The organism is Pseudomonas cichorii (genome assembly GCF_003700275.1).
GTDB lineage: Bacteria > Pseudomonadota > Gammaproteobacteria > Pseudomonadales > Pseudomonadaceae > Aquipseudomonas > Aquipseudomonas cichorii_B.
In genome coordinates, this window is the sequence record NZ_RBRE01000004.1 from 1 (window position 1) to 22,911 (window position 22,911).

Genomic DNA, 22,911 nt, shown 5'->3' on the forward strand with positions numbered 1-22,911 from the left:
GTATAAGAGACAGGTTTTATCCGGTGATATGGTTTTAACCCGTTGCCGGATCCTTGAGAAAAGTTATTAAAACTTTTCGGTGAAGGCGTTCACCGTACTTTCTCAAGGAACTACCTGCATGGCCGCTCTGGATTCTCTCACCCGTCGCCGCTTGCTGGGATGGGCCAGCGCAGCGCTGGCCAGCCCTCTGTTGCTGTCGTTGCCACGTTCTGGCTGGGCGGTGGATGAACACGCAGGGCATTTGAGCCATCCGGACATTGAGCCTGCCGGCACCGGAGAATTTATCCGTCTGGCCGAGCCGCGTGCGCTCAAGCTGGCGGTCAACCTCAATGCGGTGTGTCTGGCGCCGGTAGTCATCGCCCATGGCCAGGGTTTCTTCAAGAAACACAATCTGGACGTGGAACTGGTCAATTTCGGCAACTCCACTGAAGTGCTGCTCGAAGCCATTGCCACCGGCAAGGCCGATGCCGGTGTCGGCATGGCGTTGCGCTGGCTCAAGGCGCTGGAACAGGGTTTCGATGTCAAGCTGACGGCCGGGACTCATGGTGGTTGCCTGCGCCTGCTGAGCGCCATCAACAGCCCGATCAACAGGCTGGAAGACCTCAAGGGCAAGTCCATCGGCGTCACCGACATGGCCAGCCCGGACCGCAACTTCTTCTCGGTGCTGCTCAAGAAGCACGGCGTTGATCCGGTGCGCGATGTGCAGTGGCGGCTGTATCCGGCTGACCTGTTGGGCACTGCGCTGGAGCGCGGAGAAGTGCAGGCGGTCAGCGGCAGCGACCCGTTCATGTATCGCCTGATCAATGCCGGCAAGGCCCGCGAGCTGTCGACCAATCTGGTGGATGAATACGCCAACCTGAGCTGCTGTGTGGTGGGTGTCACCGGCAAGCTGGTGCGCGAAGACAAGCGCGTGGTGGCGGCTTTGACCCAGGCAATTCTGGAAGCCCACGATTATGCGGTGAAAAATCCCGAAGTGGTCGCCAAAGGCTTTCAGGCCCATGCCTTGAATACCTCGGTCGAGGAAGTGCAGGCGATTCTTCACGACCACACCCATGGCCATCATGCTGTCGGCGCGGCCTTGACCAGAGAGATCCAGACCTACATCACCGATTTGAAAACCGTCGAGGTGATCCGCCAGAGCACCGACGCTGCCGAGTTCTCAAGGGAGATTACTGCTGATGTCTTCAATTGAGGTTTCCACATCGGCAACAGTGATAGCCGCCAGGGCACCCCGCTTCTGGACCCAGGGCGCAGTGGCTGTGGCTGTCTGGATCGCGGTCGCGGCACTGACGCTTTATCTGCCCAACGCCACGCGCAAATGGCCGATGACCGAGGGCCTGGCCAATCTGTGCCTGGCGGTTGCGCTGTCGATCATGCTCGCCGGGATTGCCGGGCGCTGGTCGAGTGTATGGGCGCGGCGCACTCAGGCGGCCGGGCCATGGCTGATTGCCTTGCCGATTCTGTTGGGAATCTGGGAAGTGCTGACTGCCAAGTCGGGCCTGTTGCCTGTGCCATTTTTTGCACCGCCGCAGGCCTTGCTGGATGTGTACGTCGAAGACTGGCCGCGTCTGCTGGAAAGCCTGCTGCATTCGGCCTTGTTACTCGGCACTGGCGTAGCGCTGGGCGCGATCACTGGTTTTATCGCCGGAGTTTCCATCGGCTGGTCGAGCGGGATTGGCTACTGGCTGCATCCGGTATTGCGGATTCTCGGCCCGGTGCCGTCCACGGCCTTGCTGCCACTGTGCTTCTTTCTGTTTCCCACCAGTTGGAGTGCCAGTGTGTTCCTGATCGCCCTGGCCACCTGGTTTCCTGTCACGGTGCTGACCTGGTCGGGCGTCGCCAGTGTCGACAAGGCTTATTACGACGTGGCGCGCACGCTGGGTGCCAGGCCGACTTTCCTGATTTTCCGGGTGGCGATTCCGGCCGCCTTGCCGCACGTGTTCGTCGGGCTGTTCATGGGCCTTGGCGCGTCTTTCTCGACCCTGGTGGTGGCCGAGATGATGGGCGTCAAGTCCGGGATCGGCTGGTATCTGCAGTGGGCGCAAGGCTGGGCGGCCTACGCCAATATGTATGCCGCGCTGTTGATCATGGCGCTGGCCTGTTCCGGGCTGATCACGGCGCTGTTTCTTATTCGTGACCGTCTGCTCGACTGGCAACAAGGAACCATGAAATGGTAGCGACTGCTCAGGCTTCAAGTTCCGTATCGCAGGCCGGGCTGGCGTTGCGGATCGATAACCTCAGCCATGCTTTCGCGCTGGATGGACAGCCCCTGCCGGTGCTGGACAAGGTTTCGCTGGATATCGCGCCCGGAGAATTCGTTGCGCTGCTGGGGCCATCCGGCTGTGGGAAGTCCACCTTGCTGCGCCTGGTCGCCGGGCTGGAGCCGGCGGATTCAGGCGCGTTGCTGGCCGATGGCGTGCCCATTGCGGGTCCCGATCCGTCTCGGGTGGTGGTGTTTCAGGACCCGACCCTGTACCCATGGCGTCGGGTCCGGGACAACGTGGCGCTGGGCTTGCAGGCTCAGGGTTTGCTGAAAACCCATTCGGCCAGGATCGATGCAGCGCTAGCCAAGGTCGGGCTCAGCGAGTTCGGACGGGCCTATCCCCGGCAATTGTCCGGCGGTATGGCGCAGCGGGTAGCGCTGGCACGGGCGCTGGTCAATGAACCGCGACTGCTGATTCTTGACGAGCCGCTGGGCAAGCTCGATTCCCTGACCCGGATTGCCATGCAGCAGGAACTGATCGATCTCTGGCAGCGCCAGGGATACACCGCGTTGCTGGTCACCCACGATGTCGAAGAGGCGTTGCTGCTGGCCAACCGGGTGATCGTGTTCAGCGACCGGCCAGCCAGTATCAAGGCGCAATTGACCATTGAGCGGCCTTATCCGCGCCATCGCGACGATCCATACCTTGTCGACCTGCGTCGCCGGATTCTCGGTCTGCTGGGGTTGGGCGAACGATGGTAAAGGCCTGTTGCGATAACCGGTCGCGTTACGGGATTGCGAGCGCTGACTCGAGTGAGTAGGGTACGCGCCTGTTCAGGAAGGAGCTTGCCATGACCCGGCACAACCCACAGGACGCGCAGGCACCGGCAACCCGGCAACGGCGTGCGCCCAAAGGCGAAAAACGTCGTGAAGAATTGCTCGATGCGGCCTTGCAGGTGTTTTCCCTGGAGGGCTATACCGGTGCATCGGTGGCCAAGGTCGCGAGCATCGTCGGGATTTCCGTTGCGGGCCTGCTGCATCACTTCCCGAACAAGATTTCGCTGCTGATGGGAGTGCTGGACCGCCGCGATGAAGTCAGTCGCAAGCTCGCCGACGAGGTCCGTGCGGAAAACAATCTTTCCGGCCTGCTCAATAGCCTGCGCGCCATCAACCGTTCCAATGCCACGGCTCCGGGCGTGGTGCGTGCCTTCTCGATTCTGAATGCGGAAAGCCTGCTGGAAAACCAGCCAGCCTGGGCCTGGTTCCAGACACGCTATCAGCGGATCTACGAACGGATGCTGGGACAGTTTTCAGCGCTGGTCGAGAGGGGAGAAGTACGTGCCGACGTGGACTTGCCCACGCTGATCAAGCAGATTCTGGCAATGATGGACGGCTTGCAGATCCAGTGGCTGCGTTTCCCGGAACAGGTGGATCTGGTGGAGAGTTTCGACACCTACATTGCGCAGGTCGACAGGGATATAAGGGCTCATCCTTGAGCCAGGCCAGGCTGAAACAATCAATGTGGGAGAGGGCTTGCCCGCGACAATGATGTCACCGGCAAGCCGCTCCCAAACGTCAGCGCACGGGGTTACTCGTCACTGGCCTGGTCAAACACACCACCGGTCTTCACCGCCGGCTTGCTGACATTCACCGAGTTGAGTGCCGAACGTGGCAGTGGGTTGCTGGTGGTGGTCGACAGTTCCTGACGGAACGGGTTGACCACTTTGGCGTTCAGGCGGATGTCCTGCGACGAGTTGCCCAGCGACAGGTTGAAGGTGTCGGCATCGACCACCCACTGCTTGGACTTGACGTCGTAGTAAGCCAGCGAGCGATCATTGAGCTCGATGGTTACCCGCTTGCTTTCACCCGGCTTGAGGAACACTTTCTTGTAGCCCTTGAGTTCCTTGAGCGCGCGCTCGACTTTCGGATTCTGCTGACCCACATACAACTGGGCCACTTCCGAACCACCGACCTTGCCGGTGTTGGTCAGGTCGAACGAAACCTTGATCGGCGTATTGCCGACCGCGACACCCGGCGTGACGCTGATGTTGCTATAGCCGAAGGTGGTGTAGGACAGGCCGTAGCCGAACGGGTAGAGCGGCTTGATGCCTTTTTTCTCGTAACCGCGATAACCCAGCAGCAGGTCATCCTTGTAGTCCATTTCCTTGAGCGTGTTCTGGTTGTCGAATTTCGGGAAGGACGCATAGGCCGGGTTGTCCTCGATATTGCGCTCGATACTGATCGGCAGCTTGCCCGAAGGATTGACCTTGCCGAACAGAATCTCGGCCAGTGCCTGGCCACCGTTCTGGCCCGGGTAGAAGGCATGCAGCGCCACCGGAACCTGATCGATCCAGTCGCTCATTTTCAGCGCAGTACCGCCGTACATGGTCACCACGGTGTTGGGGTTGACCCTGGCGATGCTCTGGATCAGTTCGTTCTGGTACTCGGGCAGATCGAAGCTGTGGTCGAAACCTTCACCTTCGTACTCGGCGCTGTTACCCACCGCGACTACCACCGCGTCGTAAGCCGACAGATCCTGCGGAGCGTTCAGCGCTGCCCAGCTCATCTGTACGCCTACCAGGCCGCCCATGGTCGAGAGGTAACCGGCACGGCGCGAGTATTCGAGCTTCACGTCGTAGCTCTTGCCGGCTTCCAGGTTGATCTTGGCGTATTCCGGGATGGTCGGCGGAATGCTGTTGCCCGGCAGTGGCTTGCCATCACCGTTGTCGATGATTTTCTTGCCATTGACGTACAGGCGTACGGCGCCGTCGGCGCGAACCTTGAACACCTGCTCGCCGCTCTGGCTCGGAGTGATCTTGCCGCTGTAGCGAATCGAGGTGGAAGAGGTATCGCCATTGAGCGAGCCGGAAGTCGAACCCTTGCTGGTGTACGGGTCGGAAGTCGAGGTATTGCTGTCGAACGGCAGATCGGTGTCGTTGGCCCAGTCCAGGTCGACATGGTTTTCGGTGCGGGTGACCGCCGCATCGCCTGACCAGTTGGCGTTGCTGAAGTATTCGACCTTGATGCCCTTGACGTCGTCGCCAGCGGTGTTGGTGCTGGTCCATTGAGCCGCGCTCGGGTCCAGTGACAGGCCGTCGATGAACTCGACCTTGGCATTCGGCGCAATCTGCTGCAGGCCGCTCAATTCGCTGACGTAGCGCAGCGCCTGAACGTTGGCACTGCCGAAACCGGTTGGCGGAGCGTATTTGGCCAGGTTGCCGACGACGGCGATTTTCTTGACCTTCTGCTTGTCCAGCGGCAGCAGATTGTCCTGGTTCTTGAGCAGCACGATACCTTCACGGGCAGCATTCAGGGCGACCTTGTTGCTGGTTGCGCTGTTCATATTGTGGGTGGTCAAAGGCGTCTTGCTGTCGAACTTGTACAGGTAGATCTGCTTGAGAATGCGGCGCACCTTGTCGTCGATGGTCGCTGCGCTCAACTCACCGCTGTCCAGGTAAGGCTTGAGGATGGTGCTGTTCATCTGGTAGCCCATCATGTCCAGGTCAGTGCCTGCCTGGGCGGCTTTCAGACCATTGACGACAGCGTTGTAATCGCTTTGTACAAAGCCCTTGTAACCCCATTCCTTCTTCAGGATCTGCTTGATCAGGTGCTCGTTTTCACAGGCGAACTCACCGTTCACTTTCTGGAAGGCGCACATCATCATGGCGACGTTGCCGTTCTTGGCCGCCGACTCGAAGGCGGGCAGCGACATCTCGCGCAGCACGCGCTCGTCCATGATCTGGTTCAGATTGAAACGGTTGCTTTCCTGATCGTTGGCTGCGTAGTGCTTGGCGTTGGCCCAGACACCGCGAGCCTGGATGCCGTTGATGACGCCGGGTGCCAGGCTGGCGCCGAGGAACGGGTCTTCACCGGAAAGGTACTCGAACGCACGACCGCCATAAGGCATGCGGTACAGGTTGACACCCGGGCCGGTAATGAACTGATAGCCACCGGTTGCGGTGTCATAACCCAAAGCCCGACCGAGGTCGATGGCCCGGCGCGGGTTCCAGGTAGCGGCCAGGTTTGGACCGGACGGATAGACCACGCCCTGATCATTGCCCTCGCTGGTGTAACGCACGCCGACGCCACCGTCGGCGCCATGAATCTGTGGTACGCCGTAGCGCGACAAGGGCTTCACATCCCAGCCGCCGGTACCGCCGATGTAGGTCAGTTTTTCTTCCTGGGTCATCTTGTCCAGGGTCTTTTGCGCAGCCTTTTCGGCGCGGGCTTCACGAGCTTCCTGCTGAGCGGCGTCGGTAGCGTGCACCTGAGATACAGCCAATGCCAGCAGGGCCAGGGCCGACTGGGCGCCGATCATTTTCCGTTTGTTCATGCGTCTCTCCAACAACTTGATAATAAAGGGTCGTGCAGGGCGAAGCCGCGGAGGGTCGCGTACTTCATGTACTTTTTCGTGGGCAACAGTTTCCCGTCACCGCGATTCAAAGTGTTTTAACTTCAACGGGGTGTTGCTGTTTTATGGTGTTTTTAGCATTTGAATATTATTTGATTTTGCTGTTCGTTTGATTCTAAGTGGCCACTAGTTGATGGCAGTTTGAACTAACGAATCGAAACAATTAAGACGAAATTCACGATAAAAAGTCAAATAAAACTGTGATTTTGTGGGTTTTTGACTTTTTTCTTTACAATTCAGGAACTCTTGTTAAACCTACTGGTCGATTGGTTTAAGAATTTTCAGCGTCCTGTTGCTTTGGTGAAGGTCGTTTGTGGATGAGCTGCTTAGTTGCTCGTCCGGTTTGGATTTCTTGGGCTGTTTTATCTAATCCCATAAATTTAGTTGTCTGGAGTTCATGTTATGAAGTTGTCGGTTTTCGGAGCGGGTGTTGTTCTGGGTCTTACCCTCAGTGGGGCCGTAGTTGCGGCTGAGGCCACCGATGCAGATGCGACTTCCGGGGCGAGCGATTCCACAGTGATGACCCAGACTCAGGACGCCAAGGCGGCGAAGAAACAGAAGACTGAAACCACCAAGGGTGGTCGTCCGCAGGGCACCACCACTCAGAAGCAGGCTGATTGATCGTTCGATGATTCTGAGTACGGCCTCCCTCGCTATGGGGGAGTGCTGTAGTCTATGCCCCTCCGATGCGTACAGATTTCCTTTCAAATGCAGTCAGCTCCCGTCGATGCCACCCAGCTCCTGATTCCCGATGCCGCCCAGGTTTGCGCCTGGCTGATGGGCAATGCCGGTCTGAAAACCCAGGACCTTGAGCGAGCCCAGCGCCTGCAACAGGAGTCCGAAGGCACCGATTTGCTGGCGCTGTTGACTCGCCTGGGGCTGGTCTCCGAATTCGAGCTGGCGCGTGCCTGGGCCGCGTTGTTGCAGGCCCCGCTATTAATGGCTGACGCTGCACCGCCCTTGCTGGACCCGTTGCCTGCACTGACTGAGCGCTTCATGCGCCACTATCAGGTGGTTCCGGTGGGCTGGAGCGATAACGGCTTGCAGGTGCTGGCAGCCAATCCCGCAGTGCTGTACCCGTTTCAGGCGATTGCCTATGCTTGTGAAGTGCCGGTCGGCTTGTCGATAGGCCCGCGTAATGAAGTCGAAACCTTGATCGAGCGTTATTACGGTCAGGGCCGTTCGGCCATGGGCACCCTGATTGAAAACCTCGATGAAGACGGCGGTTCGCTGGAAGATATCGAGCATCTCAAGGATCTGGCCTCAGAAGCGCCGGTGATTCGCCTGGTCAACCTGATCCTGCAACGTGCAGTCGAACAGCGTGCCTCGGACATCCATATCGAGCCGTTCGAGAGCCAGTTGAAGGTGCGTTATCGCATCGATGGTGTGCTGCATGAGGCCGAAGCGCCGCCGTCCAGTTCATCGGCAGCGGTGATTTCCCGGATCAAGATCATGGCGCGACTGGATATCGCCGAGCGCCGCCTGCCTCAGGACGGGCGGATCATGCTGCGCATCCAGGGCAAGGAACTGGACCTGCGGGTATCCACCGTGCCCACCAGTTTTGGCGAGTCGGTGGTCATGCGTCTGCTGGATCGCCAGACCATCGACTTCGATTTCCCCAGCCTGGGTTTCGATGGCGAACGCCTGCAGCATTTCCTGGAAGTGCTGGAGCGACCGCACGGCATTCTGCTGGTGACCGGCCCGACCGGTTCCGGCAAGACCACCACTCTTTATACCGCCTTGTCACGCTTGAACACCGCCGAGCGCAAGATCATCACCGTCGAAGACCCGGTGGAATACCAGCTCGAAGGCATCAACCAGATCCAGGTCAAGCCCGCCATCGGCCTGGACTTTGCTGGCGCCTTGCGTTCCATCGTGCGTCAGGACCCGGATGTGATCATGATCGGTGAAATGCGTGACCTGGAAACCTGCCGGATCGCCATTCAGTCCTCGCTGACCGGCCACCTGGTGCTTTCGACCCTGCACACCAACAGCGCTGCGGCGAGTATCACCCGCTTGCTGGACATGGGTGTGGAAAGCTATCTGATTGCTTCGACGGTCAATGGCATTCTGGCCCAGCGGCTGGTACGTCGCCTGGACCCGGCGACCCGCGAAGCCTTCGATGCGCCGCCGGAACTGATCGCCGAGCATGGGCTGGAACGCTTTACCGACGAGCGCCCGATTCGTCTGTACCGGCCACGTGCCGATGCGCCGGGTGGCGGCTATCGCGGGCGCAGTGCGATCACTGAGTTGCTGGTCATGAATGAAGAACTGCGCAGCCTGCTGATGCGCCATGCCGATGCCGCGACTCTGGAAGAGGCCGCCCGTCGTGGTGGCTTGCGCACCTTGCATGAGGAAGGCTTGCGGCAGGCAGTGGCCGGCGTGACATCGCTGGAAGAAGTGTTGCGCGTGACCCGTGGTGAAAGCTCATGAGTCTGTTCAAGTTTCGCGCCCTGGATGCTTCCGGGGCTGTGCAGAACGGTGCGCTGGAAGCCCGGGATCAGGATGCTGCGGTCGCTGCCTTGCAAAAACGCGGGCTGATGGTCCTGCATATAGAAAGTGCCGGTCTGGTCGGTTTGCGTCGGGCGCTGGGCCGCGGTTTGCTGAGTGGCGCGGCGCTGGTCAGCTTTACCCAGCAACTGGCGACGTTGCTTGGCGCCGGCCAGCCTCTGGAACGATCTCTGGGAATTCTGCTCAAACAACCTGGCCAACCACAGACCAGAGCCTTGATCGAGCGGATTCGCGAACAGGTCAAGGCAGGTAAGCCGTTGTCCGTGGCCCTGGAAGAAGAGGGCAACCAGTTCTCGCCGCTGTATATCAGCATGGTGCGCGCCGGTGAGGCCGGTGGTGCGCTGGAAAGCACCCTGCGCCAGTTGAGCGATTATCTGGAACGCAGCCAGTTGCTGCGCGGCGAAGTCATCAATGCGCTGATCTATCCGGCGTTCCTGGTGGTCGGCGTACTGGGCTCGCTGGCGTTGCTGCTGGCTTATGTGGTGCCGCAGTTCGTGCCGATCTTCAAGGATCTGGGCGTGCCGATCCCGCTGATTACCGAGGTCATTCTCAACCTTGGCCAGTTTCTCGGCGATTACGGGCTGGCACTGTTCGCCGGGCTGATTGTTCTGGGCTGGGTAATGGCCGTGCGCCTTCGCGACCCGCAGCGCCGCGAACGGCGTGACCGCCGCCTGCTTGGCATACGGGTCATTGGCCCGTTGCTGCAACGGGTCGAGGCCGCACGCCTGACCCGCACCCTCGGCACGCTGTTGAGCAATGGCGTGGCCTTGTTGCAGGCGCTGGTGATTGCCCGCCAGGTCTGCACCAACCGGGCCTTGCAGGTGCAGGTCGAGCAGGCCGCCGAGTCGGTCAAGGGCGGCGGTACGCTGGCCAGTGCCTTTGGTGCGCAGCCGCTGTTACCCGATCTGGCCTTGCAGATGATCGAGGTTGGCGAACAGGCGGGCGAACTGGACAGCATGCTGCTCAAGGTCGCCGATGTGTTCGATGTCGAAGCCAAGCGTGGCATCGACCGCATGCTCGCTGCACTGGTGCCTGCACTGACCGTGGTCATGGCGGGAATGGTCGCGGTGATCATGCTGGCAATCATGCTGCCGCTGATGAGCCTGACCAGCAATATCTGAATTCATGAATGAGGAATCACCCCGATGAGTGTTAACCGTACGCGCTTCAAACCCGGACGCCGGCAGGGCGGTTTTACCCTGCTGGAAATGCTTGCCGTGATCGTCCTGCTGGGCATCGTGGCGACCATTGTCGTGCGCCAGGTGGGCGGTAACGTCGACAAGGGCAAGTACGGCGCGGGCAAGGCGCAACTGGCAAGCCTGGGCATGAAGGTCGAAAGCTATGCGCTGGACGTCGGTTCGCCGCCCAAGACCTTGCAGCAACTGGTGGAAAAGCCCGGCAACTCTTCAGGCTGGAATGGCCCTTACGCCAAGCCTTCGGACCTCAAGGATCCGTTCGGTCATGCTTTCGGCTACCGCTTCCCGGGCCAGCACGGCAGTTTCGATCTGATTTTCTATGGTCAGGACGGTGAGCCCGGTGGTGAAGGCTACAGCGCCGACCTGGGCAACTGGGAGTAAGTGCACCTATGAATTCTCCTGTCGCGAACCGTGGTTTCACCCTGATGGAAATGCTGGTGGTGCTGGTGTTGATGAGCATCGCCGTAGGTCTGGTGGGTTTCGGTTTGCAACAGGGCTTGAACGCGGCCAGCGAGCGGCGTGCAGTGGGTGACATGGTCGAGGCGCTGCGCGCCACCCGGGTACGCGCGATTGTCAGCGGGCAACCGGCGCGTACCGAGTTCGACTTGCGGGACATGAGCTTCAAGGCCCCCGGCAAGCGAGTCCAGCACTGGCCAGAGCGCCTGCACGTGACCATGCAAACGGCCGCCGATCTGGGCGCTTCGGTCGAGTTTTATCCCGATGGCGGCTCCAGTGGCGGTAACGTCACGCTGGTCAATGGTGATCGTCGCTGGCGGATCGACATCGGCTGGCTGACCGGCAGTGTTCAGGTGCGCACGCTCTGATGAAAACCTCGCAGTCGGGTTTCACGCTGCTGGAAATGCTCGCAGCCCTGACCGTCATGGCGCTGTGCAGCAGCGTGTTGCTGGTGGCTTTCGGGCAGAGCGCCCGGTCATTGCAGCAGGTGTCGCGCAGCGACCGGCTGAGCCATGCCGCACGTACGATCCTGGATCAGGAAAGCGCCGGGCCTCTGGAAAACAGCACTCGCCAGGGCGTACTGGGCGGAATCGACTGGACCCTGAATATTCGCCAGATACCGGGGAGCAATGAGCGCACGCGGCTGTTTCGCCTGGACCTGACGCTTCAGGAAAATCAGCGACGTGCCGAGTTCAGTACCCTGAAACTGCGCGGCACCGTGTCTGGAGCTGGATCGTGAGGTCCGTCCAGCGTGGTTTCACGCTGCTGGAAATCATGCTGGTGCTCAGCCTCATGGGGATATTGCTGGTGCTGATTGCCGGTGCATTGCTGGGCGCCAATCGCGCGGTGCTCAAGGCCGAGCGTTATACCGCCAGCCTGGATGAAGTGCGGGCGACCCAGGCATTCCTGCGCACTTCGATCGGTCAGGCACTGCCACTGGATACTTCCGACGATGACAGCGTCGGCAACGGTTTTTTCGAGGGTTCGGCCCATCAGTTGCAATTCGTCGCGACCCTACCTGGCGAACTGGGCGGCGGTATTCAGCGTCATACCCTGCAATTGAACGGGCCTGAAGGACAGCGTGACCTGCAAGTGGCGTTCGAGCAGATCAAGTCCGGCGCGGGCGGTACGACCGTGCAGGCGTGGGGTGAACCGCAGGTCCTGCTAAATAACGTGCAGTCGCTGACGTTCAGTTATCGCGGCTTCTCGCCCAAGGGCAAGCCGACCGGCTGGCTGGCTGAATGGCCATGGCCCAGCCGCCTGCCCGCTGCGGTGCGGATCGATATGCAGCTCAACGGGTCGGTGGCCTGGGTCAGTGAAGTGGTGGCCTTGCGTCTGGATCTGTCCGGCGGGGCAGGTGGCCAGTGACCGGATCCGACAGGCAACAGCGCGGCGTCGCGCTTTTGGTGGTGCTTTGGGTGCTGGCCTTGCTCAGCCTGTTGCTTGGCGGGCTGGCCGGCTGGGTGCAGCTTGAAAGCCGTCAGGCGCTGTGGCTGCGGCAGAATACCCAGGCTCTCCTGGCAGCCGAGGCGGGCATGAACATGGCGATCCAGGGGCTGCTCGATCCGTTGCAGCGCAAGTTGTGGGTGGCGGATGGGCGTGCGGTCATGTTGAAGTTCGATGATACGCAACTGCTGGTCAGTGTACGCAGTGAGCAGGGCAAGCTGGACCTTAATAGTGCGCCGGTTGCGGATATTTCCAGGGTCTTGCAGGCCTGTGGCGCGACGAAAAACCAGGCCGGTGTCATCGCGCAGTTTCTGGAAGCGCAACGTCATGCAGGACAGCCGCCTTTGCGGGTGATCGAAGAAGTGCGTCAGTTACCGGGCATGAACCAGGCGCTGTATGTCTGCCTGGTGCCGGAAGTCACATTATGGAGCGGGCTGGAACGGCCTGATCCGGCTTTTGCGACGGCATTGATACGTCGCAGTCTGAACCTGCCGAACCGCAGCGCAGTCGGGGCAGATCCCGGCGAGGTGCTGTTCATCGACACTCAGGCACAACGACCGGGCGGCGTGTCCGCCCAATTACAGACCACGGTTCTATTGAGTCCATCGGGGGGAGGCGCACAGCCGTATCGGGTGCTGCGTTGGCAAGAATGAATTCATTATCAGCACGTCTGGCACCGCTTTTTGCCTTGCGCGAGCGGGTTGCCCAGCATTGGCGTGGCAGTCTGGCCCAGCGTGGCTGGCAAGTATGGCTGGCGGAGCTCAAGGCTTGCCTGCCGGTTCGCGTGCGTCAATGGCTGGTCCACGAAACCGTCGAGCAAGTATATCCCTGGCCGCTGCAGTCGCCGTTGCCGGGGGCGATTGCCGAGGCACGCCGGATCCTGCTGCTGTCGCCGGACGATGTGCTGGTGCAAAGCCTGCAATTGCCAGCGGCGGCCGCCCGCAACCTGTCGACCGTGGTGGGCTACGAACTGGATCGCTTTACCCCGTTCGAGGCCGGGCAGCTGTATTTTGTCGCCCGCCAGGAAAGCCGCAGCGCCAGCTTCGTGCAGGTCACGCTGGTGGCGATTGTCCGTGAACGTCTGGACCGCATCCTCGCCGAGTGCGCGGCACAGGGGCTGAAGCCCGATGCCGTGGATGTCGGCAGCACCGCGCAACGCATGGGCATCGACCTGTTGCCGATGCCGTTGCGCGCGCATCAGGTGCGCTCCGGGCATCGGGTTCAGCGCTGGCTGTTATGGAGTTGCGGTGCCTTGTTGTTTGGCCTGATGTTGCTCTGGCTCAACGACCGGCAGCGGTTGCTGGAAGAAATGCAGGCTCAGGTGCAGGCGCAAAGGAGTCAGGTGGCGGAAATCCAGAAGCTACGCCAGCAATTGACCAACACCCTTGGCGCGGCCAATTACCTGCTGCGCCGCAAGGCAGCCCAGCCACCCTTGTCGGCGTTGCTCAGCGAACTGACCACCTGCCTGCCTTCCGACACCTGGATCGAGCATCTGGAAATCAGTGACAGTGCCGAAGTCGCCTTTTCCGGCCAGAGCGCCAAGGCCAGTGCCTTGATCGCCCGCGCCAAGAACTGCCACAGCCTGGATAACGCGCAGTTTCAGGGCGTCATCCAGCCCGATAGCAAAACCGGCAAGGACCAGTATTCCCTGCGTGCCCATCTGCATCAGGAGAACGCCGATGCGCCGTCCACTGACAAGCCGTGAACGGCGGGGCGCAGCCCTGATCGTCCTGGCGCTGGTGCTTTACCTGGCTTACTGGTTGTTGATCGACAGCTGGTTTGCCGGCCCTCTGCGCGAAATCAACGAGCAGACCGAACAACTGCGCGAGCAGCAACAGCGTTATGCCGGCTTGCTCCAGCAAGGCGATTCGCTGCGCCAGCAACTGGATCAGGCCCGCAACGATCCGGCCAGCAGTACCAGCCTGCTACCGGGTGAAGACCCGAGCGCCGTGGCCGCCGATCTGATGCAGCGCATCGCCGACCTGATCAACAACCACGCCACGACCGGTGGCGGCTGCAGCCTGACTCAGCGCATGCCGATCACCCCCGAGCAGGACAGCGCCGAGCCCTATCGGCAGGTCAAGGTCAGCCTGACGTTGAACTGCGCCATCGAACCGCTCACGGCCATCCTGCATGCCCTGGAGTATCAACGGCCGTTCCTGTTCGTCGATGAAATGAGCATGCGCCGCGATGCCAATGCTCCGGCCAGTGGTGGCGCGGGCAAGCTGGTGGTGCATCTGCTGGTGCGTGGTTACCTGCAACCGGCCGCGGCCGGGGAGGAGGCGCCATGATCCGTGCATTACGTCCTCTGGAATGGTCGCTGCTGGGGCTGGCAACACTGCTGGCGGGGTTGATTGCCCTGGTGCTCAGTGGCGTCGCCCATTCGCCGGACTGGCTGCCCGAGGAAGCTCCGCGCAATCCGGCCAATCAATCGGCAAAGGCCCGGCAGGCTCCCGAAGCGAGCCTGGAAAGTCTGTCCAATACCTGGAAAACCCCGTTGTTCAGCCCTGATCGCAGCCCGGATCGGGCCGTGCAGGTCGAGACTCAGGCTTCCAGTCTGTCGGGGCTGACCCTGACCGGCGTGATCCTTGATGGCTCGCTGCGTGTTGCCTTGCTCAAGCAGGCCAGTGGTTCGCCCTTGAAAGTCAGGCAGGGCGAGCGCATGGCCAATGGCTGGACCCTGGAGCGCATCGAGCCGATGCAAGCCGTATTCAGTCTCGATGGCCGCACCCAGGCCCTGCGCCTGCCCGCGCCGCGCCTGCCGCCGCCGTCGAATACACCACCGATTACTTTAACCAACGATTCAGCCCCGTGATGGGTACCTTTTCAGGAGTTCCTGCCATCGCTACCTTGCGCACACCCTTGCTTTGTCTGGCCACCGCCGTTGCTCTTGGCGGCTGCGCGTCTGCGCCCGACACTCTTGATCCCGACAACGGCATGCTGCAGGAAGCGCTGCAAGGCACGGGTTCCCAACGTCCACCGGTAGATCCGCGCAGTGAGCAGGTTCCTGTCGATACCCAGCCACAAACCTCGGCGATTTCCCCGCAACGACAGATCATCAAGGGCAATCAGCGTTTCATCCGCCAGCCTGCGGCGCCTGAGGCCAATCCTCAGGCCGAGACCGGCGATATCGTGTTCAACTTCACCAACCAGCCGATCCAGGCGGTGATCAACAGCATCATGGGTGACCTGCTGCATGAGAACTACAGCATTGCCCAGGGCGTGAAGGGCGATGTGAGTTTCTCCACTTCCAAACCGGTGAACAAGCAACAGGCCCTGTCGATTCTGGAAACCCTGCTGTCCTGGACCGACAACGCGATGATCCGCCAGGGGGATCGCTATGTGATTCTGCCATCCAGCCAGGCGGTGGCCGGCAAGCTGGTGCCGGAAATGCCGGTGGCGCAACCTTCGGCGGGCATGTCGGCGCGGCTCTTTCCGCTGCGCTATATCTCGGCCACGGAAATGCAGAAGCTGCTCAAGCCCTTCGCCCGGGAAAACGCTTTCCTGCTGGTCGACCCGGCGCGCAATGTACTGAGCATGGCCGGTACCCCCGATGAACTGGCCAACTATCAGGACACCATCGACACCTTCGATGTCGACTGGCTCAAGGGCATGTCGGTGGGTGTTTTCGGCCTGCAACGCGCTTCGGTCAGCGAACTGATGCCCGAGCTGCAACGGATCTTCGGTCCCAAGAGCGGCATGCCGCTGGCGGGCATGGTGCGCTTTTTGCCCATCGAAAGGACCAACTCGGTGGTGGCAATCTCATCCCAGCCCGAGTACCTCAGCGAAGTCGGGCAATGGATTCACACCATCGACGAAGGCGGCGGCAACGAGCCGCAGATGTACGTCTATGACGTGCGCAACATGAAAGCCACGGACCTGGCCAAATACCTGCGCCAGATCTACGGCACTGCGGCAATCAAGGATGACTCGCCGGCCAAGGTCGCGCCGGGACTGCGCACCACCACACTGTCCTCGCTCAACTCCAGTGGTGGCATGGGCTCGGGCATGAACGGCATGAACGGCAGCTCTGGCGGCATGGGAAACAGTGGCGGTTTCGGCAATAGCCGTGGCCTGAACAACAACATGAATAACCAGAATAGCGACGACAGCGAAGCCCAGGACGAGGATCAAGGCAGCGGTTCTACTGACAGTGCCCAAGGCGCGAATGCCAGCAAGAGCCTGGATGCCAGCACCCGGATCACTGCGCAGAAGAGCAGCAACCAGTTGCTGGTCCGCACGCGCCCGGCGCAATGGAAGGAAATCGAATCGGCAATCAAGCGCCTCGACAATCCGCCGCTGCAAGTGCAGATCGAAACCCGCATTCTGGAAGTCAAACTGACCGGCGATCTGGACATGGGTGTGCAGTGGTATCTGGGCCGCCTGGCTGGCAACTCCGCCAGCACCACGGTTGCCAATACCACCGGCAGCCAGGGTGCACTGGGTGCCGGTGGGGCAGGGCTGGGCGCGACGGACTCGTTGTTCTACTCGTTTGTCAGCAGCAACCTGCAGATCGCGTTGCGTGCCCTGGAAACCAATGGCCGCACGCAAGTGCTGTCGGCACCGTCGCTGGTGGTCATGAACAACCAGCAGGCGCAGATTCAGGTGGGCGACAACATCCCGATCAGCCAGACCACGGTCAATACCAACACGTCCGACACGACGCTGAGCAGTGTCGAATACGTGCAGACCGGTGTGATTCTGGACGTCGTGCCGCGTATCAATCCGGGTGGCCTGGTGTACATGGATATCCAGCAACAGGTCAGCGATGCCGACACTTCGGGCATTACCGATGACAATGGCAACCCGCGGATCTCCACCCGCTCCGTGGCGACCCAGGTGGCGGCGCAGAGCGGCCAGACGGTATTGTTGGGCGGCCTGATCAAGCAGGACAACGCCGAGACGGTCAGTTCGGTACCCTATCTGGGCCGCGTTCCCGGTCTGCGCTGGTTGTTTGGCGCGACCAGCAGATCCAAGGATCGCACCGAACTGATCGTCCTGATTACCCCTCGGGTCATTACCAGCAGCAGCCAGGCACGCCAGGTTACCGATGACTACCGCCAGCAGATGCAATTGCTCAAGCCGCAAGTCTCGAAAACCAGCATGCAGAATTAAGCGGTCAGGACTGGACCTGACATCCACTCATGGCGTTGCCTGTTTCCGGTGGCGCCTAACAGAGGTCATGGACATATGTTGAAATTTTTCGCCGCGTTATTGTTGGCCTTTTCCGGGCTGGTCCAGGCGCAGGACGGCCTGCAGACCGATCTGTCCCTCAAGTACCTGGCCCAGGCCAGCAGCGAAACCCCAGACAAGCCGCTGATCATTTTCATTCACGGCTATGGCAGCAACGAGGCTGACCTGTTCGATCTCAAGGATCACTTGCCGCGTGGTTACAACTACCTGTCGGTGCAGGCGCCTACCGAACTCAGGCCGGGCAGCTACAAGTGGTTTACCCGCAAGCCCGATGCCGTGGTCTACGATGGCGTGACCGAAGACCTGAAAAGCAGTGGCCAGTTGCTGACGAAGTTCATTAGCCAGGCGACCAAAAAATACCGCACCCAGCCTGGAAAAGTGTTCCTGGTCGGCTTCAGCCAGGGCGCGATGATGAGCTACGAAGTTGCTCTGCGCGATCCCGAACTGGTTGGCGGCTTTGCGGCGCTTAGCGGGCGGCTTCTGCCGGTGCTGGCATCGAGCCTCAAGCCGCAGGAACGCTTGAAAACCCTCAAGGTCTTTATCGGCCATGGCACCGAAGATCATCCGGTGATCTACGCCAGCGCGCCTGAGGCCGAAACCATCCTCAAGTCGCTGGGCATCAACCCGCAGTTCCATACCTATCAAGGCCTGGGGCATAGCATCAATGGTCAGGAGCTTGCCGACTTGAAACAGTGGCTGGAACAGGCGCTTGATTGAAATCGCACAGCCTGCTACTGCCGCGAATCCTTGAGAAATACCAGCAGCGCAAGCAGCGGCAGGGCAGTGCCCACGGCAATGATCCAAACCCAGCCGCCATGGTCGAACAGCACGCTGGCCACCGACGAACCAATGGCCCCGCCGATAAAGATGCTGGTCATGTACAGCGCATTGAGCCGGCTCCGACTGGCAGCATCCAGTGCATAAACGGCGCGCTGGCCCACCACCAGATTCATCTGCACGCAGAAATCCAGCACAACTCCCGTCACTGCAAGCCCGATAAGGTTGAACGAGCCCGGCAGCAGAGCTGGCAGAAAACACAGTGCCCCGAACAGCAGGGCACCTCGCGTGGCGACACGACTGTGGCCTGCATCGGCAAGACGCCCACTCAAGGGCGCCGCAATTGCACCAATCGCACCGATCAGTGCAAACAGGGCGATCTGGCTTTGCGACAAACCATGGTTACGCGCCAGTTCCAGCGGCACGGCGGTCCAGAACAGGCTGAAGGCGGCGAACATACAGGCCTGATACAACGCCCGCTGCCTGAGCACCGGCTGCTGGCGCAACAGCACCCACAACGAAGACAGCAACTGGCCATACGAAGCCCGATGGTCCGGCACACGTTTGGGAATGGTGGTTGCCAGCACAATACTGATCCCCGCCATCAACACCGCTGCCGAACCAAACATCGCACGCCAGCCAAAGTGATCGGCCACCACACTCGAAATCGGTCGGGCCAGGAGAATTCCCAACAGCAGCCCGCCCATGATCGAGCCGACTACCCGACCGCGTGATTCCTCGGGTGCCAGATGCGCCGCCAATGGAATCAGCATCTGTACCGAAACCGAACTGAACCCCACCAGCAAAGACACCACCAGAAACAGATTGGGCTGCTCGGCCAGCGCCGCACCCAAGAGACTGAGAATGGCGACCCCGGTGGTCAGCAGCATCAGCCGCCGGTTTTCCAGCAGATCACCCAGCGGCACCAGAAAGAACAATCCCAGCGCATAACCGACCTGCGTCAACGACACGATCAGACTGGCCATGGTGCTCGACAAGCCAATGTCCGGCGCGATCAGTTCAATGATCGGCTGGGCGTAATAGATGTTGGCGACGATAGCCCCGCAGCAGAACGCAAACAGCATCACCAGACCCCGGGTCATGGTGATCGCGCCGTGCCGGGCGTGGGTCGAGGTATTCATGGATTTTCTCGCTTGAACAATGGACCGGACAGCCGCTGGAAACGCGTCTGGCAGAGAGGTCGGGACTTGATGCCGAGCAGGCTAACGGCTTTGCCGGAGATTAGGTAGGCATGGCGGATTGATACAAGATATTTCTGAAAGCGATAGTTGAGGAGAATCGCTTCGGTACGAGGCTGAGTGAAGAAAAAGCCTTGCACTTGGGGAGCTATTTTTTTGAAAACGCTGCGCTTAAGCGGTTGTTTAAATCTATTTGATGGTTTTTGCCGGGCTTCATGAAAAAGCAGCCTGCTCGTACGTCTTCCTTCGGATGTGTCGATTTTGTATCGGTTCCCGTACAGGTTCTGTTTGGAAAGTCAAGCGCCTGTTTAAGCATGGAGCAATCATGCATATGTGGCTTTTGAAAATACTTTCTCCACGAAATGGATTTGCATGGGGTAGGTCGGCGTGATTTTTTACTGCTCGAAAGCCAGGCTGCAGGACACCTGCATCAACCGAATGCTGGCAATTTGACCACCGGTCCTTGACGACCATTTGTAACGAGACAATACTGTGCCCGAATTCATATATATGACTGGGCAATTACAACAATGAACAAGCTTTCAAGTGATGAGCGCCTGCCGCTTTATCAGCGATTGCGAGACTGTCTGGCTGAGCAGATCGCCAACAACCGCTGGCGTCCGGGGGAGGCGATTCCTACCGAGGCGGCGCTTTCTGCCGAGTATTGCCTCTCTACCGGCACGGTGCGCAAAGCCATCGATATGCTGGTCAATGACAACATTCTTGAGCGCCAGCAGGGACGTGGCACGTTCATTCGGCGTGCGCAGTTCCAGTCTTCGCTGTTCCGTTTCTTCCGCTTCCAGACCGAGTCCGGTGTTCGTCAGGTTCCGCAAAGCCGGATTCTGTCGGTCGAGCCGGTGACTGCACCTTCGGCGGTCAGCCATGCGCTGGGGCTTGTTCCTGATGCGCCGGTGATCCGCATGATCCGTCTGCGCTTGCTGGATGCCCAGCCGGTGCTGACCGAAGAGATCTGGTTGCCTCGGGTCCAGTTCCAGGCGCTGCTGGAGGTCGACCTGGATGCCCAGGGGCCTTTGCTTTACCCGATCTATGAAGACCTGTGCGGTCAGGTTGTCGCTTATGCCGAAGAAACCCTGACCGCCGAGTCGGTCAGCGACATCTATGCCCGCATGCTGCAGGTTCCGGTCGGCAGCCCGGTCGTGGTCATTGAGCGTCTGGCGCGCAATTACGCCGGCGAGCCTCTGGAATGGCGCCGTTCGCGCGGGCATGCCAGCCACTTTCGGTACAGCGTAGAAATTCGATAAGCCCTGATTCAAAACACTTACCTGCACGCTTCATAAGGATATAACGCATGTTCAGTTGGTATCGCGAAGTCACACCAAAGGAGCGCAAGACGTTCTGGGCCTGCTTCGGTGGGTGGTCGCTGGATGCACTGGAAGTACAGATGTTCGGGTTGGCCATCCCAGCCTTGATCGCCGTTTTTGCCTTGAGCAAGGCCGATGCGGGCATGATCAGTGCCGTGACCCTGGTGACTTCGGCGCTGGGCGGCTGGGTGGGAGGCACCTTGTCGGACCGTTATGGCCGGGTCCGCACCTTGCAGTTGATGATTCTGTGGTTCTCGTTTTTCACTTTCCTGTCGGCGTTCGTGACCGGCTTCAACCAGTTGCTGATCGTCAAGGCCATGCAAGGCTTCGGCATCGGTGGTGAGTGGGCGGCGGGTGCGGTGCTGATGGCCGAAACCATCCAGTCCAAATACCGCGGCAAAGTGATGGGCACCGTACAGAGCGCCTGGGCCGTGGGCTGGGGCCTGGCCGTATTGCTGTTTACCCTGATTTACTCGTTTGTGCCGCAGGACATTGCCTGGCGGGTGATGTTTGGCATCGGTCTGCTGCCTGCCTTGTTGATCATCTGGGTGCGCCGCAACGTCGAGGAACCGGACAGCTACCAGCGCATGCACAAGGAAAAGGCCCAGTCGGGTAACTTCTTCAAATCCATGGCCGGTATTTTCCGCCCTGAACTGCTGCGCGTGACCCTGCTGGGCGGCCTGCTGGGCCTCGGTGCCCATGGCGGTTACCACGCTGTGATGACCTGGCTGCCGACTTTCCTCAAGACCGAGCGCAATCTTTCGGTGCTGAGTTCCGGTGGTTACCTGGCAGTGATCATTTTCGCCTTCTGGTGTGGCTGTATCACCAGCGGCATGCTCATCGACAAGATCGGCCGGCGCAAGAACATCGTGCTGTTCGCCCTGTGCTGTGTAGTTACCGTGCAGTGCTATCTGATGCTGCCACTGAGCAACACCCAGATGCTGTTCCTCGGTTTCCCGCTGGGCTTCTTCGCGGCAGGCATTCCGGCCAGCCTCGGTTCTTTTTTCAATGAACTGTACCCGGCGGATGTGCGCGGAGCAGGGGTCGGGTTCTGCTACAACTTCGGCCGTGTGTTGTCGGCGGTTTTCCCGTTCCTGGTCGGTCACATGAGCGAGCACATGTCTCTGGGCATGGCGATCGGTATCGATGCCGGGATTGCCTACGGTGTGGCGATGGTTGCTGCACTTTGCCTGCCGGAAACCCGTGGCCGCAACCTGCAGGGCGCGTCGGCCACGGCAGATGATGGCGACAAGGGGGCCTCCGACAAGGGTGCGCCACAGCAGGCCTGACCAGCCGATTACCCGCGCGGTGCCACTGCACCGCGCTCACTTCATAGATGATTCCATGACTGACCCCTGTACTTCGCCGATTCTCGGTATCGATGCCCACGCCCATGTCTTCGGCAATGGTTTGAACCTGACTTCAAGTCGACGTTACACCCCCGATTACGAAGCCACCTTGCAAGCCTATCTGGCACATCTGCAGGAGCATGGCTTGAGTCATGGCGTGCTGGTGCAGCCCAGTTTTCTGGGCACTGACAACCAGTATCTGCTTGATGCCCTGTCCCATGCGCCGGAGCGTCTGCGCGGGGTTGCGGTGGTGGATAACACCGTCAGCCGCTCGGCGTTGCAGCGCATGGACGAGCAGGGCGTGGTCGGCATCCGGCTGAACCTGATCGGCAAGCCATTGCCGGACTTCAACGAGCCCGGCTGGCGGGAGCTGTTCAGGAACGTCTGGGCGCTGGGCTGGCATATTGAGCTGCATCGCCAGGTGGCCGATCTGCCGGGGTTGATCCGCGATCTGCTGCCGTTTGGCTGCAAGATCGTGGTCGATCATTTTGGACGGCCCGATGCCCGTGTGGGTGTCGACGATCCAGCGTTTCAGGCCTTGCTGGAACTGGGCCTGAGCGGGCAGATATGGATGAAGGTTTCTGCCATCTACCGCCTGGGCGGCAGCGATGAGCAGAACCTGGATTTCGCCAATGCGGCATTGCCCCTGCTGATCAAGGCTTTCGGTGCGCGGCGTTTGGTGTGGGGCAGCGACTGGCCGCATACCCAGCACGAGCACCACATCAGCTACGCCACAGTAGTCGAGCAATTCAGGAACCTCGACTGCCCGGCCCCGATCAAGCAGAGCATGCTGGTCGAGGCTGCACAGGCGCTGTTCGATTTCTCTACGGTCGAGCTTTGATTCGACC

Annotated in this window: 22 protein-coding genes; 20 read left to right on the forward strand and 2 right to left on the reverse strand. The window is 60.2% G+C overall.

Translation table 11 applies throughout. From position 1 onward, the window contains the following. Positions 1-118: 118 nt before the first annotated feature. The 4 genes from ALQ04_RS00930 (at position 119) to ALQ04_RS00945 (ending at position 3,699) form a co-directional block, all read left to right on the forward strand. Positions 119-1,192 (forward strand): ABC transporter substrate-binding protein, encoded by a 1,074-nt coding sequence (locus ALQ04_RS00930; protein ID WP_122313794.1) that lies wholly within the window; start codon positions 119-121, stop codon positions 1,190-1,192. Next, positions 1,179-2,177 carry an ABC transporter permease gene (locus ALQ04_RS00935; protein WP_122313795.1) on the forward strand — a complete coding sequence of 333 codons (999 nt, stop codon included), beginning with the start codon at positions 1,179-1,181 and terminating at the stop codon, positions 2,175-2,177. Before ALQ04_RS00930 ends, ALQ04_RS00935 begins: the two co-directional genes overlap by 14 nt. Then, positions 2,171-2,965: an ABC transporter ATP-binding protein gene (locus ALQ04_RS00940; protein WP_122313796.1), complete on the forward strand. Its 795-nt coding sequence runs from the start codon at positions 2,171-2,173 to the stop codon at positions 2,963-2,965. The genes ALQ04_RS00935 and ALQ04_RS00940 overlap by 7 nt, the downstream gene beginning before the upstream one ends. An 89-nt stretch (positions 2,966-3,054) precedes the next feature. After that, positions 3,055-3,699: a TetR/AcrR family transcriptional regulator gene (locus tag ALQ04_RS00945; protein ID WP_122313797.1), complete on the forward strand. Its 645-nt coding sequence runs from the start codon at positions 3,055-3,057 to the stop codon at positions 3,697-3,699. A gap of 92 nt (positions 3,700-3,791) precedes the next feature. Here ALQ04_RS00945 and ALQ04_RS00950 read toward each other — a convergent pair whose 3' ends face one another. Further along, entirely contained in the window at positions 3,792-6,536 is a 2,745-nt protein-coding gene (locus ALQ04_RS00950; protein ID WP_122313798.1) for a glycoside hydrolase family 3 protein, read from the reverse strand. 480 nt (positions 6,537-7,016) lie between these two features. Here ALQ04_RS00950 and ALQ04_RS00955 point away from each other — a divergent pair, with 480 nt between their 5' ends. The 13 genes from ALQ04_RS00955 (at position 7,017) to ALQ04_RS01015 (ending at position 18,133) form a co-directional block, all read left to right on the forward strand. Further along, the gene (locus ALQ04_RS00955; protein WP_183142077.1) at positions 7,017-7,235 is read left to right on the forward strand and encodes a hypothetical protein; all 219 of its coding nucleotides are present in this window, start codon (positions 7,017-7,019) and stop codon (positions 7,233-7,235) included. An 87-nt stretch (positions 7,236-7,322) separates the two neighbouring features. Further along, positions 7,323-9,047 carry a type II secretion system ATPase GspE gene (gene gspE, locus ALQ04_RS00960; RefSeq protein ID WP_183142078.1) on the forward strand — a complete coding sequence of 575 codons (1,725 nt, stop codon included), beginning with the start codon at positions 7,323-7,325 and terminating at the stop codon, positions 9,045-9,047. Then, positions 9,044-10,246 (forward strand): type II secretion system inner membrane protein GspF, encoded by a 1,203-nt coding sequence (gene gspF / locus ALQ04_RS00965; RefSeq protein ID WP_122313801.1) that lies wholly within the window; start codon positions 9,044-9,046, stop codon positions 10,244-10,246. The genes gspE and gspF overlap by 4 nt, the downstream gene beginning before the upstream one ends. A gap of 24 nt (positions 10,247-10,270) precedes the next feature. Beyond that, complete coding sequence (gene gspG / locus ALQ04_RS00970; RefSeq protein ID WP_122313802.1) at positions 10,271-10,702, forward strand: type II secretion system major pseudopilin GspG; 432 nt, start codon at positions 10,271-10,273, stop codon at positions 10,700-10,702. Between the two features lie 8 nt (positions 10,703-10,710). After that, positions 10,711-11,145: a GspH/FimT family pseudopilin gene (locus ALQ04_RS00975; RefSeq protein WP_122313803.1), complete on the forward strand. Its 435-nt coding sequence runs from the start codon at positions 10,711-10,713 to the stop codon at positions 11,143-11,145. Then, complete coding sequence (locus tag ALQ04_RS00980; RefSeq protein WP_122313804.1) at positions 11,145-11,516, forward strand: type II secretion system protein; 372 nt, start codon at positions 11,145-11,147, stop codon at positions 11,514-11,516. Before ALQ04_RS00975 ends, ALQ04_RS00980 begins: the two co-directional genes overlap by 1 nt. Continuing rightward, a complete protein-coding gene (locus tag ALQ04_RS00985) occupies positions 11,513-12,145 on the forward strand; it encodes a prepilin-type N-terminal cleavage/methylation domain-containing protein (protein ID WP_122313805.1) in 633 nt (210 codons plus the stop codon). The genes ALQ04_RS00980 and ALQ04_RS00985 overlap by 4 nt, the downstream gene beginning before the upstream one ends. Then, entirely contained in the window at positions 12,142-12,876 is a 735-nt protein-coding gene (locus ALQ04_RS00990; protein ID WP_122313806.1) for a general secretion pathway protein GspK, read from the forward strand. Before ALQ04_RS00985 ends, ALQ04_RS00990 begins: the two co-directional genes overlap by 4 nt. Next, entirely contained in the window at positions 12,873-13,928 is a 1,056-nt protein-coding gene (locus tag ALQ04_RS00995; protein WP_122313807.1) for a type II secretion system protein GspL, read from the forward strand. The genes ALQ04_RS00990 and ALQ04_RS00995 overlap by 4 nt, the downstream gene beginning before the upstream one ends. Beyond that, complete coding sequence (gene gspM, locus ALQ04_RS01000) at positions 13,903-14,514, forward strand: type II secretion system protein GspM (protein ID WP_122313808.1); 612 nt, start codon at positions 13,903-13,905, stop codon at positions 14,512-14,514. Before ALQ04_RS00995 ends, gspM begins: the two co-directional genes overlap by 26 nt. Beyond that, on the forward strand, positions 14,511-15,038 hold the full coding sequence (locus ALQ04_RS01005; RefSeq protein ID WP_122313809.1) for a general secretion pathway protein GspN: 528 nt from the start codon (positions 14,511-14,513) through the stop codon (positions 15,036-15,038). Before gspM ends, ALQ04_RS01005 begins: the two co-directional genes overlap by 4 nt. After that, positions 15,038-17,338: a type II secretion system secretin GspD gene (gene gspD, locus ALQ04_RS01010; RefSeq protein WP_122313810.1), complete on the forward strand. Its 2,301-nt coding sequence runs from the start codon at positions 15,038-15,040 to the stop codon at positions 17,336-17,338. The genes ALQ04_RS01005 and gspD overlap by 1 nt, the downstream gene beginning before the upstream one ends. 75 nt (positions 17,339-17,413) lie before the next feature. Further along, positions 17,414-18,133: an alpha/beta hydrolase gene (locus ALQ04_RS01015; RefSeq protein ID WP_122313811.1), complete on the forward strand. Its 720-nt coding sequence runs from the start codon at positions 17,414-17,416 to the stop codon at positions 18,131-18,133. A 14-nt stretch (positions 18,134-18,147) separates the two neighbouring features. Here the strand turns inward: ALQ04_RS01015 and ALQ04_RS01020 are convergent, their stop codons facing one another. Beyond that, on the reverse strand, positions 18,148-19,296 hold the full coding sequence (locus ALQ04_RS01020) for an MFS transporter (RefSeq protein WP_183142081.1): 1,149 nt from the start codon (positions 19,294-19,296) through the stop codon (positions 18,148-18,150). Between the two features lie 626 nt (positions 19,297-19,922). Here ALQ04_RS01020 and ALQ04_RS01025 point away from each other — a divergent pair. The 3 genes from ALQ04_RS01025 to ALQ04_RS01035 are packed head-to-tail and all read left to right on the forward strand — an operon-like array spanning position 19,923 to position 22,904. Beyond that, the gene (locus ALQ04_RS01025; protein WP_122313813.1) at positions 19,923-20,654 is read left to right on the forward strand and encodes a GntR family transcriptional regulator; all 732 of its coding nucleotides are present in this window, start codon (positions 19,923-19,925) and stop codon (positions 20,652-20,654) included. A gap of 47 nt (positions 20,655-20,701) precedes the next feature. Then, on the forward strand, positions 20,702-22,003 hold the full coding sequence (locus ALQ04_RS01030) for an MFS transporter (protein ID WP_122313814.1): 1,302 nt from the start codon (positions 20,702-20,704) through the stop codon (positions 22,001-22,003). Positions 22,004-22,058: 55 nt separating this feature from the next. Beyond that, a complete protein-coding gene (locus ALQ04_RS01035; RefSeq protein ID WP_122313815.1) occupies positions 22,059-22,904 on the forward strand; it encodes an amidohydrolase in 846 nt (281 codons plus the stop codon). Positions 22,905-22,911 lie beyond the last annotated feature (7 nt).